We start from the raw sequence: 12,285 nt of genomic DNA, 5'->3' as shown, positions 1-12,285 counted from the left end.
AGATGTATAGACAACTCTGCAAGGTGTCTAGATGAAAGATTTCGTAAGCGATCCGAATGGCGATCCGAACGGGGCCCGGAAGGGCTGGATGTCCACCCTGGCCAAGGCCCCGGCAGAGGCGCTGCTGGCTGCGTGGCAGGGCTACGGGCAGCAGGTGCCCTTCAGCTGGCTGCGCGCGCCGGAGGTTGGTGCTGTCATGGTGCGGGGCCGGGCCGGGGCCGTGGGGGCCGCCTTCAACCTTGGCGAGATGAGCGTGACGCGCTGTTCGCTGAAGCTGGAGGATGGCCGGGTCGGTCATGCGGTGGTGCAGGGGCGCGACCGCAAGAAAGCAGAGATCGCCGCGCTGGTCGATGCGCTGATGCAGGGGGCAGAGGGTGAGGCGGTCGAGGCGGCTGTGCTGGCGCCGCTGCGCGCGACTGCGGCGGAGAAGGCCGGGGCGCGGGCCGAGAAGGCCGCCGCCACCAAGGTCGAGTTTTTCACCATGGTCCGGGGAGAGAACTGATGGATGCGCTGATGCTCGAAGGCGGGTTCGCGGAGGCGCCGGTGCAATCGGCCCATGCCTTCCGCGCCGCGATGATGGCCATGGCCATGCCCGGCCGGATCGAGGCGATCTCCGGCGCCCGGGGCCCCGCGCCGCTGTCCGAGGCGGCCGCGACGCTGATCCTGACCCTCTGCGATCCGGAGACGCCGGTCTATCTGGCCGGTGCCCATGACACGGAGGCGGTGCGCGGCTGGATCACCTTCCATACCGGCGCGCCCTTTGCCGGGCCTGAGGCGGCGAAATTTGCCGTAGGGGACTGGGCCGCTTTGCACCCGCTGGATCGCTTCGGGATCGGGACGGATCAATACCCCGACCGTTCCGCCACGCTGATCGTGGAGATGCCGGAGCTTTTGGCCGAGGGCGCGGAGCTGACCGGGCCGGGGATCAAGGACAAAGCCGCGCTGAACCTGCCCGATGTGGCGGCCTTCCAGCGCAACCGGATGCTCTGGCCGCTTGGCTTGGATTTCTTCTTCACCTGCGGGGGGCGCGTCGCCGCCCTGCCGCGTTCGACGGAGGTGCGCTGATGTATGTGGCGGTGAAAGGTGGCGAACGGGCCATCGACAATGCGCATCGCTGGCTCGACGAGGAGCGGCGGGGCGATACCTCCGTCGCAGAGCTGTCGGTGGCGCAGATCCGCGAACAGCTGGCGCTGGCGGTGAACCGGGTAATGGCGGAGGGCTCTCTCTACGACCCCGACCTGGCCGCGCTGGCGATCAAACAGGCGCGCGGTGATCTGATCGAGGCGATCTTCCTGATCCGCGCCTATCGCACGACCCTGCCGCGCTTTGGATATTCTGAGCCGGTCGAGACTGGCGCCATGGCCTGTGACCGCCGGATCTCTGCCACCTTCAAGGATGCACCGGGCGGGCAAGTTCTGGGGCCGACCTTTGACTATACCCACCGGCTGCTGGATTTCGCGCTGGCCGCCGAGGGGCTGGAGGTTCGGGGCGCGGAGCGCGGCGCCGCGCGGGAAGAGGCCACGCCGCATGTGATGAGCTTTCTCGATCGCGAGGGGCTGGTGCAGGGCGATGCCCGGCCCGAGGTGGACGTGCCGCGCGACCTGACGCGGGAGCCGCTGGAGCTGCCTGCCGGTCGGCCGCTGCGCCTGCAGGCGCTGACGCGGGGCGACGAGGGGTTTGTGCTGGGCATGGCCTATTCGACGCAGCGCGGCTACGGGCGCAACCATCCGTTTGTGGCGGAGCTGCGGATCGGCGCTGTGCCGGTTGAGATGGAGGTGCCGGAGCTGGGCTTTGCCATAGAGATCGGCGAGGTGGTGCTGACCGAATGCGAGACGGTGAACCAGTTTGTCGGCTCGAAATCCGAGCCGCCGCAATTCACCCGGGGCTATGGGCTGGTCTTTGGCCAGACGGAGCGCAAGGCGATCTCCATGGCGCTGGTCGACCGGGCGCTGCGCTGGGAAGAGCTGGGCGAGGACAATGTCGGCGCCCCGGCGCAGGACGAGGAATTCGTGCTGTATCATTCGGATAATATCCAGGCGACCGGGTTCCTCGAACATATCAAGCTGCCGCATTACGTCGATTTCCAGTCCGAGCTGGAGCTGATCCGCAAGCTGCGCCGGGAGGCGGAAGAGGCCTCTGTGGTCAGGGAGGCGGCGGAATGATCGGCGGGACGCGCGTGGTGGGGGCGGATGCCTCCGGCGGGGATATTTTTGGCAAGAAAAAGAAGGGGGCGCGGTGATGGGTGTCGAGGCGCGGGCTTATAATTTTGCCTATCTGGACGAGCAGACCAAGCGGATGATCCGGCGGGCCATTCTGAAGGGGCTGGCAGTGCCGGGTTATCAGGTGCCCTTTGCGAGCCGCGAGATGCCGATGCCCTATGGCTGGGGTACGGGGGGCGTGCAGGTCTCCGCCGCCGTGATGGTGCCAGAGGATTGCTTCAAGGTGATCGACCAGGGGGCCGATGACACGACCAATGCCGTGTCGATCCGGAAGTTTTTCGAGAAGACCGCCGGGGTGGCGGCGACGGAGCGGACGGCGGAGGCGACGGTGATCCAGACGCGGCACCGGATCCCAGAAGAGGCTTTGGCGGAGGGACAGGTGCTGGTCTATCAGGTGCCGATCCCGGAGCCTTTGCGGTTTCTGGAGCCGTCGGAGGTGGAGACGCGGAAGATGCATGCGCTGGAAGAATACGGGCTGATGCATGTGAAGCTTTATGAGGATATCGCGCGGCACGGGCATATCGCGACCGCCTATGCCTATCCGGTGAAGGTGGAGGGGCGCTATGTGATGGATCCCTCTCCGATCCCGAAGTTCGACAATCCGAAGCTGGAAATGGCGGCGGTGCAGTTGTTCGGCGCCGGGCGGGAGCAGCGGATCTATGCTTTGCCGCCTTACAGTCAGGTGGTGTCGCTGGATTTCGAGGATCATCCGTTTGATCCCAGCAAGGCAGAGGCGCCCTGTGACCTCTGCGGGGCGGAGGACAGCTACCTCGACGAGGTGATCGTGGATGATACGGGCGGGCGGATGTTCGTCTGCTCCGACACGGATTTCTGCCGGGGACGGCGGGAGGCCGGGTTCAGAGGCCGGCTGGCGGGAGATGCGGCATGAGGGATTTCGGAACAACGGGGCCGCTGCTGCGGGTCGAGGGGCTGGCCAAATATTATGGCGCGCGTGTGGGCTGCGAGGGGGTCGGGTTTGACCTCTGGCCCGGCGAGGTCATGGGGATCGTGGGGGAGAGCGGGTCGGGCAAGACGACGCTGCTGAATTGTCTGGCCGGGCATCTGGCGCCGGATGCGGGGCGGGTTCTCTTCGATCAGGGGGGCGAGATGGTGGATACGGTCACCATGTCGGAGGTGCAGCGCCGGGTGCTGGCGCGGACCGACTGGGCCTTTGTGCATCAGCATGCGCATGAGGGGCTGCGGATGAATGTCTCGGCCGGGGGGAATGTGGGCGAGCGGTTGATGGCGGTGGGCGCGCGGAATTACGGCGATATCCGCGACAAGGCGCTGGACTGGCTGGGCCGGGTCGAGATTGCCGGCGACCGTGTGGATGACCGGCCGTCGGCGTTTTCTGGCGGGATGCGGCAGCGGCTGCAGATTGCGCGGAACCTCGTGACCGGGCCGCGGCTCGTGTTCATGGACGAGCCGACTGGGGGCCTCGATGTCTCGGTGCAGGCGCGTCTTTTGGATTTGCTGAGGGGGCTGGTGCGGGAGATGGGGCTGTCGGCCATTATCGTGACGCATGATCTGGCGGTGGTGCGTTTGCTGGCGGACCGGCTGATGGTGATGAAATCGGGCCATGTGGTGGAGCAGGGGCTGACCGATCAGGTTCTGGACGATCCGCAGCATGGCTATACCCAGCTGCTGGTGTCGAGCGTGTTGCAGGTGTGAACGCCTTTGGTGGGGGGGGGGCGGGGGGGGGGGGGGGGGGGGGGGGGGGGGGGGGGGGGGGGGGGGGGGGGGGGGGGGGGGCCCCCCCCCCCCCCAGTCCTGCGGACTTCCCCCCCGGGATATTTGAGGCAAGAAAAAACATGGGCCGGGGCGCTGGGCGGGGCCGGTCAGGAGATGGGATGATGATCCGGATCGAGAATGTGACGAAGACCTTTACCCTGCATAATCAGGGGGGCGCGGTGATCCCGGTGATGACCGGGGCGGAGCTGGTTGTGGCGCCGGGGGAATGCGTGGCGCTGACCGGCGCCTCGGGGGCCGGGAAGTCGACGCTGATGCGGATGATTTACGGCAATTACCTTGCGGCCTCCGGGCGGATCATGGTGGGCGATGTGGATGTGGCGCGGGGCGATCCGCGGGAGATCCTGCAGATGCGGCGGCATGTGCTGGGCTATGTCTCGCAGTTCCTGCGGGTGGTGCCGCGGGTGCCGACGCTTGACGTGGTGGCGGAGCCCTTGCTGGCAGTTGGTGTGCCGGGGGATCAGGCGCGGGAGCGGGCGCGGGATTTGCTGGGGCGGCTGCGCATTCCCGAGACATTATGGGGGCTGTCGCCGACGACCTTTTCGGGGGGCGAGCAGCAGCGGGTGAATATCGCGCGCGGCTTTGCCCATGAATTTCCGGCGATGCTTCTGGACGAGCCGACGGCCTCGCTCGATGCCGCCAACCGGGAGACGGTGCTGGGGCTCATTGAGGAGGCCAAGGCGCGGGGGGCGGCGATCGTGGGCATCTTCCATGACGAGGCGGCGCGGGACCGGGTCTGTGACCGGGTTGTCGATGTGACAGGCTTTTCGCCTCAGGTGGCGGCGTGACGGGACGGCTTTACGGCGTGGTCGGGCCTTCGGGTGTCGGCAAGGACACGGTCATGGCGGCGGTGGCGGCGCGGCGGCCCGGGTTGCATATCGTTCGGCGGGTCATCACGCGGGCGGCAGAGGCGGGGGGCGAGGTCTATGAGGCCGTCGACCGGGCAGAGTTCATGGCGCGGGTCGCGGCGGGGGACTTCGCGCTCTGGTGGGAGGCGCATGGGCTTTGCTATGGCGTGCCGGCCTCTGTCGGGGATGAGCTGGCGCGGGGCGGCGATGCGATGGTCAACCTCAGCCGGGCGGTGCTGGGCGAGGCGGAGGCCCGTTTTCCAGGCTTTACCGTGCTGTCGCTGACCGCAAGTCCGGAGGTGCTGGCCCGCAGGCTGGCGCAGCGCGGCCGGGAGAGCGAAGAAGAGATCGCGCGGCGGCTGGCCCGGGCGGGCTATGCGCTGCCCGAGGGGCTGGCCCGCGTGGTGGTGATTGGAAATGACGGGCCGCTGGCGCAGACGGTCGGTGCCGTGCTGGCGGCAATGGATGCAGGCCGGGTATCGGCCAAGGAAGAGGTGACGGAATGAAGGATGTGGTGAGCGGAGAGCTGGTTCTGTCGAACGCGCAGCTGGTGCTGCCGGGCGAGGTCATTGAAGGCCACATCGTTATCCGCGACGGCGTGATCGCCGAGGTCGGGCAGGGCGCCGCGCGGGGCGAGGATTGCGAGGGCGATTACCTGGGGCCGGGCCTTGTGGAGCTGCATACCGACAACCTTGAGCGTCACATGGTGCCGCGCCCCAAGGTCAACTGGCCGCATGATGCCGCCATTGTCGGCCATGACCGGGAGCTGGCGGGCTGCGGGATCACGACGGTCTTTGATGCGATCCGGGTGGGCTCTATCGTGTCGGACGGCGGCAAGAAGCGCTACGGGCGTTATGCCCGGGCCATGGCGGATGAGATCCTGTCGATGCGCGACAAGGGGGCGCTGAAGATCAGCCACCATCTGCACCTGCGGGCAGAGACCTGTTCGGAGACGCTGCTGGAGGAGCTGGCAGAGTTCGGGCCCGAAGATCGCGTGGGGATCGTGTCGCTGATGGACCATACGCCCGGCCAGCGGCAATTCCGCGATATCCAGAAGTTCGAGGATTACGTCTGCGGCAAGAACGGCCTGCCGCGCGAGGGGTTTGGCGAGTATTGCGACTTCCTGCTGGACCTGCATGCGCGGCTGGGGGCGACGCATGAGGCGGGTACGGTGGACGCAGCGCAGCGGTTTGGTGCGGTGCTGGCCAGCCATGACGATACGACCGCCGAACAGGTGGGCGTGTCGGCCGGGCATGGCATCCGGGTGGCGGAATTCCCGACAACGGTGGAGGCGGCGCGGGCCTGCCATGCGCATCACATCCAGGTGATCATGGGGGCGCCGAACCTTGTCCGGGGCGGGTCGCATTCGGGCAATGTGGCGGCGTCGGAGCTGGCAGAGCTGGGGCTGCTCGACATCCTGTCGTCAGACTATGTTCCGGCGGCGCTGCTTTACGGGGCGGTGATGCTGGGGGATCTCTGGGGCGATCTGGCGCGGGGGCTGGCGACGGTCAGCCTCAATCCGGCGCGGGCAGCGGGGCTTGATGATCGGGGCGCGCTGGAGATCGGGCAGCGGGCGGATGTGATCCGCTTCGGGCGCAGCGCGGGCGTGCCCACGCTGAACGGCGTCTGGGCGCAGGGGCGGCGGATCGGCTGATCCCCCGCCGCGGGGCTGCGCCTGCAGCATGGGAACGGTGCGTAACGCATGCTGAGAGCAGACAAATTTGTCTTTGAATTTGCGGCGTGTTTGGGTATCCGCGATATGTGTTTTGAAAAAAAACCGGCCGTGTCAGGGCCGGATATCGGGAGGATACCTATGACCAAATATCTTCAGGGTGCGGCTGTGGCTGCACTGAGCGTGGCGATTGCGGCTCCGGCCGTGGCCGAGGAATGGAATGTCTCTGTCTGGGGCAAGCGTCGCGCCTTTACCGAACATGTTGAAAAGCTGGCGGAACTCGTCTCCGAGAAGACCGGCGGCGAATTCACCATGAACATCTCCTACGGCGGTCTGTCCAAGAATACCGAAAACCTCGACGGGATCTCCATCGGCGCCTTTGAGATGGCGCAGTTCTGCGCGGGCTACCACGAGGACAAGAACCCCACGATCACCGTTCTGGAACTGCCCTTCCTGGGCGTGATGAACCTCGATGAAGAAGTGGCGGTGTCGAATGCGGTCTATGCGCATCCGGCGGTTCAGGAAGACCTCGCACGCTGGAATGCCAAGCTGCTGATGACCTCGCCCATGCCGCAGTACAACCTCGTCGGCACCGGCGATCCGCGCGAGACGGTCGAGAGCTTTGACGGCATGCGGGTCCGCGCGACCGGCGGTCTGGGCGAGGCGTTCAAGGCTGTTGGTGGCGTGCCGACCTCCGTGCCCTCGAACGAGGCTTATAACGCAATGGAAGCGAATGTCGTGGACACTGTGGCCTTTGCCCAGCATGCGCATCTGTCCTTCCGCACCATCGACCAGGCGACCTGGTGGACGGAGAACCTGAACCCCGGCACCGTGAACTGCCCGATCGTCGTGAATATCGACGCCTATGAGGGCCTGTCGGATGCGCATCGCGAGGCGCTGGACAGCTCTGTTGACGAGTCGATCCAGTACTATGTCGACAACTATCGCACCTCTGTTCTGACCAAATGGGACGAGATCCTGGCCGAGAAGAACGTGACCAAGGTCAACTTCTCCGACGAGGAGCTGCAGAAATTCCGCGACGCGACCAAGGGCATCGCCGATCAGTGGATCGAAGAGAAAACCGCGCAGGGCCTTCCCGCGCAGGAGCTTTACGATCTGGTGCAGGCCAAGCTGAAAGAGCTGCACGGCATGTGAGACCCGCAAGGGTCCGTTTCGAAGGCCCCGCATTGTGCCGGGGCCTTCGGGCTTTCCGGCCCGAGGGCCGGGCGTGCAGTCCGGTCATGAGGCCGGGGGCGCAAGACCCGGTCACATGGCCGGTGACAAAAAAACCGGCCAACCGGTCGGGGCGTATCCGGATGTGATGCCGGACAGGTAACAGGGGGCGAAAATGGCAGGATCTCAGGCCGTTCTAGAAGACGGCAGTGTACTCAGCCGGCTGGACCGGGGATTGTACCGGCTGGAGAAGGTGTTCGGCGTGATCTCGGGGCTGGCGGTGCTGGCGCTGATGATGCTGGCGGTGGTCTCTGTCGGGGGGCGGAATTTCTTCAACTCGCCGCTGCCGGGCTATGTGGACTGGATCCAGATGGTCATGCCGCTGATCGCCTTTCTGGGCATTTCCTATGCGCAGCGCGATGGCACCCATATCCGGATGGACATCCTGATCGGGCGGCTGAAGGGCCGGGGGCTGTGGTTTGCGGAATTTCTGACGACGCTGGCCACGCTGGCGCTGATCGTGCTGCTGATCTGGGGCAGCTGGTCGCATTTCGGGCGCAGCTTCGACTGGGGCGCGCCGAACTGGAGCCGGGACAGCACGATCGACATCGGCCTGCCGCTCTGGCCCGCGAAACTGCTGGTGCCCGTCGCCTTTTCGGTGATGGCGCTGCGGCTTGTGCTGCAGCTCTGGGGTTATGTGCGGGCCATAGTTGTGGGCGGGGATGAGCCCATCGGGGTGCCGCTGATGAAATCGGCCGCAGAGCTTGCGGCGGAAGAGGCCGAGCATGTCTCGTCGCTCGACAGGTAAGGGGTAGGACATGACCAGCATTGATATCGGCCTCTGGGTCACGGGCGGGCTTTTTGTCCTTGTGCTTCTGGGGATGCGGGTGGCCTTTGCCGCCGGTATGGCGGGCGTCGCCGGCCTGATCTGGATCTTCTGGGAGAAGAAGGATTACGCCTGGGACCAGCTGGGCTGGGCCCTGGGCGTGGCGGTGAAGACGGCGGGGCAGGTGCCCCATTCCAAGATCGCCAGCCAGGAGCTGTCGCTGATCCCGGTCTTCATCCTGATCGGCTATATGGCCTATTACGCGGGGCTGACGACGGCGCTGTTTGATGCGGCCAAGAAATGGCTGGGCTGGCTGCCGGGCGGCATGGCGGTGTCGACCGTCTTTGCCACGGCGGGCTTTGCGGCGGTGTCGGGTGCCTCGGTCGCGACCTCCGCCGTCTTTGCGCGGATCGCCATTCCGGAGATGCTGAAGGTGGGCTATGACAAGCGCTTTGCGGCGGGCGTCGTGGCGGCGGGTGGCACGCTGGCCTCGCTGATCCCGCCCTCGGCCATCCTCGTGATCTATGCGATCATCGTGGAACAGGACGTGGGCAAGCTGCTGTTGGCGGGGTTCATCCCGGGCGTGTTTTCGGCCGTGGTCTATGGTGCGATCATCGTCGGGCTGGCGCTGGCCATGCCGCGTCTCGGGCCGCCGGTGGGCGGGTTCGGCTGGGGCGAGCGGGTGAAGTCGATCTTCCCGGCGCTGCCGATCTTCCTTGTGGTCTTCATCATCATCTCCTTCATCTACAATCCGTTCGGGGGCGATCCGCTGGGCACGCCGACCGAAGGGGGCGCACTTGGCGCGGCGCTGATCTTTGTGATGGCGCTGGTCAAGGGGATGCGCTGGTCGGAGCTGAAGGATGCGCTGCTGGAGACGGCGAAGCTTGCCACGATGATCTTCACCATCATCTGGGGCGTGCTGGTCTATGTGCGCTTCCTGGGCTTTGCCAACCTGCCGCGGGCGTTTTCGGACTGGATCCAGGGGCTGGAACATTCGCCCATGCTGACGCTGGTGCTGATTCTGCTGGCCTATGCGGTGCTGGGGATGTTCATGGATGCGATCGGCATGCTGCTGCTGACGCTGCCGGTGGTCTATCCGGCGGTGATGGCGCTGAACGGGGGCGAGCTGGTGTCGGCGGCGGATTCGGCCTTTGGCATGTCGGGGCCGATGTGCGCGATCTGGTTCGGCATCCTGGTGGTGAAGATGGCAGAGTTCTGTCTGATCACGCCACCAATCGGTCTGAACTGTTTCGTGGTGGCGGGTGTGCGGCCGGAGCTGTCGGTGCAGGATGTGTTCCGGGGCGTGACGCCGTTTTTCATCGCGGATGCGCTGACGATTGCCGGGCTGGTGGCCTTTCCGCAGATCGTGCTCTGGCTGCCCTCGCTGGCGTGAGCTGATTGCGCGCGCTGTCGCGCGCAAGCGATGTTTTGCGCCCGCATCCGCGGGCGCGGTGCCGGAGGGCGTTGCCCTCCGGACCTCCCAGAGTATTTTAGCCAAGATGAAGCGGGAACCTGTCGGTTTCGGGCTGCGTTGCTTCGGCTCAATGGAAGGCGGTGGTTCATGCGCATTTTTCAATGTCCGGCCTGCGGGCAGCGGCTTTATTTCGAGAATTCGGTCTGTGGGGCCTGCGGTGCCGAGGTCAGCTATGACCCGGAGCGGCGCGATATGGTGGCGGGTGGTGCGGGCTGTACCAATCGCGGCGAGATCGGGTGCAACTGGGTGGCAGAGGCGCGCGGGCTCTGCCGGTCCTGCGGGATGACCGAGACGGTGCCCGACTTGCGAGCGGCGGAGAACCGGGACCTCTGGGCCTGGACGGAAGCCTCCAAACGCTGGCTTCTGGCGAATCTGTCGGAATGGGGGTGGTTCATGGCGCGGGATGCCGGGGCGCGGCCGCTCTTCCGTCTGTTGTCGGAGAAGACGGCGGCGGGGGCGGAGAACGTCGTGATGGGTCATGCCGACGGGGTGATCACCATCAATGTCTCGGAGGCCGGGGAAGCGGAGGTGACCCGGCGGCGGGAAGAGCTGGGCGAGCTCTACCGCACCATGCTGGGTCATATGCGGCACGAGATGGCGCATTTCCTGTTCCTGCGGCTGGCCGAGGATGCCGAGTTTCTGCCGGCCTTCCGGGCACTATTCGGGGATGAGCGGGCGGATTACGGGGACGCGCTGAAGCGGCATTATGCGCGGCCCGGTCAGGCCGGGTCGCATTACGTGACCAGTTATGCCAGCGCCCATCCGCATGAGGACTGGGCCGAGACGACAGCGCATCTGCTGCATCTGATCGATCTGCTGGACAGTGCCCAGGCGGTGGGACTGACCCTGGGCGCCGTGCCCGCCTATGCCGTGCGCGAGACGGAGCATCTGATCCGCCAGGCCATCGACGTGAGCATTGCCGCGAACCATGTGAACCGGGCGATGGAGGTGCCGGACCTTTATCCCTTCGTGCTGGGGCAGGGGGTGGCTGAGAAGATGGCCTTTGTCCATGGCTGGCTGCGGCGCGGGGTCAGCTGAGCCTCAGACATCGCGCCACTGACCGGTGGGCAGCTCGCCCAGATGCCAGTCGCCGATGCGGATGCGGATCAGGCGCAGGGTCGGGTGGCCGACATGGGCGGTCATGCGGCGGACCTGGCGGTTGCGGCCTTCGGTGATGGTCAGTTCGATCCAGCTGTCGGGGACGGATTTGCGGTAGCGGACCGGGGGCGTACGGGGCCAGAGCCAGGCGGGTTCGTCGACACGGCGGGCACGGGCCGGGCGGGTCGGGCCGTCCTTAAGCGTTACGCCCTCCGCCAGCGCGGTCAGCGCCTCTGGCCCGATATCGCCCTCGACCTGCGCGAGATAGCTCTTTTCGGCCTTAAATCTGGGATGCGAAACGCGCGCCTGCAGGCGCCCGTCATCGGTAAGGACCATCAGCCCTTCGCTGTCGCGGTCCAGCCGGCCCGCAGGATAGACGCCGGGCAGGGAAATGAAATCCGACAGGGTCCGACGGGCCGTGCCTTCGGTTCCCCGGTCGGTGAACTGGGACAGCACGTCAAATGGCTTGTTAAAGAGGATCGTCCGGGCCATGGCATAGCCATACCAACCTTTTCCGCCTTCGCAATAGCCGGACGAACGCGCCGCGCCCCCCTTCTCTGGGATAAAAATATCCTGGGGGGAGTCTCGGAGAGACGGGGGGCAAAGCCCCCCTCCACCCCTCAGCCTTTGCCGTCTCCGGCAAATGGGTCCCCTTCCGGCAGGATGTCCCGGATATAGTCGCGGGTTTTCCATTCCGGCGGCGGCGGGCGATGTCCGTCGCGCGGAACATTGGGAGAGGGCGCGGCCCCGGCAATATCCGGCAGGTAGCGCGGGCAGTTGGGGTAGATCTCGTCGCAGGTCACGCGGACGGCCATGTCTGTCTCTCCCACCCTGCCGGGGCCGGGACGGGACAGGATCTCGGCCCGGCCGCTGATGCGGATGCGGCGGCTCTTACCGTCGAAGCTGACGAAAAGCAGGCCGACATGGGGATTGGCAGAGATATTGCCCAGCGTCCGGTACATGGAATTGCCGTCGAATTCGGTCCATTCCAGCTGGTTTTCTCCGATCAGACGGACAAAGCCCGGATCGCCCGACCGCATCGAGCAATCGGTATAGCTGCCGTCCGTGGTTGCGATAAAGAAGAAGGGCGCGGCGGCGATCATCTCCCGCTCGTCGTCCCAGAAGCTCTGGTGCAGGCGGTGCTTTTCCAGGGCATCGGCCACGCGACGGCCGTCGCGTTCGTCCTGCAGGCGGCGCATCGGTGGGCTGTAGAAGTCGCGGGTCAC

Annotated in this window: 14 protein-coding genes; 12 read left to right on the top strand and 2 right to left on the bottom strand. The window is 66.0% G+C overall.

Going from position 1 to position 12,285, the window contains the following annotated elements; all coding sequences use genetic code 11:
* Positions 1–31 precede the first annotated feature (31 nt).
* From phnG to ACRARG_RS04170, 12 genes are all read left to right on the top strand, one after another.
* Positions 32–502, top strand: a complete 471-nt coding sequence (phnG, locus tag ACRARG_RS04225; protein ID WP_432688730.1) for a phosphonate C-P lyase system protein PhnG — start codon at positions 32–34, stop codon at positions 500–502.
* Entirely contained in the window at positions 502–1,065 is a 564-nt protein-coding gene (phnH, locus tag ACRARG_RS04220; protein WP_432688729.1) for a phosphonate C-P lyase system protein PhnH, read from the top strand. The genes phnG and phnH overlap by 1 nt, the downstream gene beginning before the upstream one ends.
* Complete coding sequence (locus tag ACRARG_RS04215; protein ID WP_432688728.1) at positions 1,065–2,162, top strand: carbon-phosphorus lyase complex subunit; 1,098 nt, start codon at positions 1,065–1,067, stop codon at positions 2,160–2,162. The genes phnH and ACRARG_RS04215 overlap by 1 nt, the downstream gene beginning before the upstream one ends.
* Before the next feature lie 76 nt (positions 2,163–2,238).
* The gene (locus tag ACRARG_RS04210; protein ID WP_432688727.1) at positions 2,239–3,108 is read left to right on the top strand and encodes an alpha-D-ribose 1-methylphosphonate 5-phosphate C-P-lyase PhnJ; all 870 of its coding nucleotides are present in this window, start codon (positions 2,239–2,241) and stop codon (positions 3,106–3,108) included.
* The gene (gene phnK, locus ACRARG_RS04205) at positions 3,105–3,890 is read left to right on the top strand and encodes a phosphonate C-P lyase system protein PhnK (RefSeq protein ID WP_432688726.1); all 786 of its coding nucleotides are present in this window, start codon (positions 3,105–3,107) and stop codon (positions 3,888–3,890) included. Before ACRARG_RS04210 ends, phnK begins: the two co-directional genes overlap by 4 nt.
* A 182-nt stretch (positions 3,891–4,072) precedes the next feature.
* Positions 4,073–4,756, top strand: coding sequence for a phosphonate C-P lyase system protein PhnL (phnL, locus tag ACRARG_RS04200; protein ID WP_432688725.1), 684 nt, complete (start codon positions 4,073–4,075; stop codon positions 4,754–4,756).
* Positions 4,753–5,322, top strand: coding sequence for a phosphonate metabolism protein/1,5-bisphosphokinase (PRPP-forming) PhnN (gene phnN / locus ACRARG_RS04195; protein WP_432688724.1), 570 nt, complete (start codon positions 4,753–4,755; stop codon positions 5,320–5,322). Before phnL ends, phnN begins: the two co-directional genes overlap by 4 nt.
* Complete coding sequence (locus ACRARG_RS04190; protein ID WP_432688723.1) at positions 5,319–6,470, top strand: alpha-D-ribose 1-methylphosphonate 5-triphosphate diphosphatase; 1,152 nt, start codon at positions 5,319–5,321, stop codon at positions 6,468–6,470. Before phnN ends, ACRARG_RS04190 begins: the two co-directional genes overlap by 4 nt.
* Positions 6,471–6,629: 159 nt before the next feature.
* Positions 6,630–7,643, top strand: a complete 1,014-nt coding sequence (locus ACRARG_RS04185; protein WP_432688722.1) for a C4-dicarboxylate TRAP transporter substrate-binding protein — start codon at positions 6,630–6,632, stop codon at positions 7,641–7,643.
* 193 nt (positions 7,644–7,836) lie between these two features.
* Positions 7,837–8,469 carry a TRAP transporter small permease subunit gene (locus tag ACRARG_RS04180; RefSeq protein ID WP_432688721.1) on the top strand — a complete coding sequence of 211 codons (633 nt, stop codon included), beginning with the start codon at positions 7,837–7,839 and terminating at the stop codon, positions 8,467–8,469.
* 10 nt (positions 8,470–8,479) lie between these two features.
* Positions 8,480–9,880, top strand: coding sequence for a TRAP transporter large permease (locus ACRARG_RS04175; RefSeq protein WP_432688720.1), 1,401 nt, complete (start codon positions 8,480–8,482; stop codon positions 9,878–9,880).
* Between the two features lie 168 nt (positions 9,881–10,048).
* Entirely contained in the window at positions 10,049–10,999 is a 951-nt protein-coding gene (locus tag ACRARG_RS04170; protein ID WP_432688719.1) for a zinc-binding metallopeptidase family protein, read from the top strand.
* 3 nt (positions 11,000–11,002) lie between these two features.
* On the opposite strand, the gene ACRARG_RS04165 is transcribed toward ACRARG_RS04170, so the two are convergent.
* The gene (locus tag ACRARG_RS04165) at positions 11,003–11,551 is read right to left on the bottom strand and encodes a pseudouridine synthase (RefSeq protein ID WP_432688718.1); all 549 of its coding nucleotides are present in this window, start codon (positions 11,549–11,551) and stop codon (positions 11,003–11,005) included.
* Between the two features lie 128 nt (positions 11,552–11,679).
* On the bottom strand, positions 11,680–12,285 hold the full coding sequence (locus ACRARG_RS04160; RefSeq protein WP_432688717.1) for a pyridoxamine 5'-phosphate oxidase family protein: 606 nt from the start codon (positions 12,283–12,285) through the stop codon (positions 11,680–11,682).

Source organism: Pseudooceanicola profundi, assembly GCF_050897955.1.
In the GTDB taxonomy this organism is placed as follows: Bacteria; Pseudomonadota; Alphaproteobacteria; order Rhodobacterales; family Rhodobacteraceae; genus Pseudooceanicola.
This window is presented reverse-complemented; position numbering and strand designations above follow the sequence as displayed.

What these genes read in the sequence shown, in the direction of transcription:
- phnL (WP_432688725.1), top strand. Translation starts at nt 4,073, where the DNA reads ATGATCCGGATCGAGAATGTGACGAAGACCTTTACCCTGCATAATCAG.
- ACRARG_RS04190 (WP_432688723.1), top strand. Translation starts at nt 5,319, where the DNA reads ATGAAGGATGTGGTGAGCGGAGAGCTGGTTCTGTCGAACGCGCAGCTG.
- ACRARG_RS04180 (WP_432688721.1), top strand. Translation starts at nt 7,837, where the DNA reads ATGGCAGGATCTCAGGCCGTTCTAGAAGACGGCAGTGTACTCAGCCGG.
- ACRARG_RS04185 (WP_432688722.1), top strand. Translation starts at nt 6,630, where the DNA reads ATGACCAAATATCTTCAGGGTGCGGCTGTGGCTGCACTGAGCGTGGCG.
- ACRARG_RS04175 (WP_432688720.1), top strand. Translation starts at nt 8,480, where the DNA reads ATGACCAGCATTGATATCGGCCTCTGGGTCACGGGCGGGCTTTTTGTC.
- ACRARG_RS04170 (WP_432688719.1), top strand. Translation starts at nt 10,049, where the DNA reads ATGCGCATTTTTCAATGTCCGGCCTGCGGGCAGCGGCTTTATTTCGAG.
- phnG (WP_432688730.1), top strand. Translation starts at nt 32, where the DNA reads ATGAAAGATTTCGTAAGCGATCCGAATGGCGATCCGAACGGGGCCCGG.
- ACRARG_RS04215 (WP_432688728.1), top strand. Translation starts at nt 1,065, where the DNA reads ATGTATGTGGCGGTGAAAGGTGGCGAACGGGCCATCGACAATGCGCAT.
- phnK (WP_432688726.1), top strand. Translation starts at nt 3,105, where the DNA reads ATGAGGGATTTCGGAACAACGGGGCCGCTGCTGCGGGTCGAGGGGCTG.
- ACRARG_RS04165 (WP_432688718.1), bottom strand. Translation starts at nt 11,551, where the DNA reads ATGGCCCGGACGATCCTCTTTAACAAGCCATTTGACGTGCTGTCCCAG.
- ACRARG_RS04210 (WP_432688727.1), top strand. Translation starts at nt 2,239, where the DNA reads ATGGGTGTCGAGGCGCGGGCTTATAATTTTGCCTATCTGGACGAGCAG.
- phnH (WP_432688729.1), top strand. Translation starts at nt 502, where the DNA reads ATGGATGCGCTGATGCTCGAAGGCGGGTTCGCGGAGGCGCCGGTGCAA.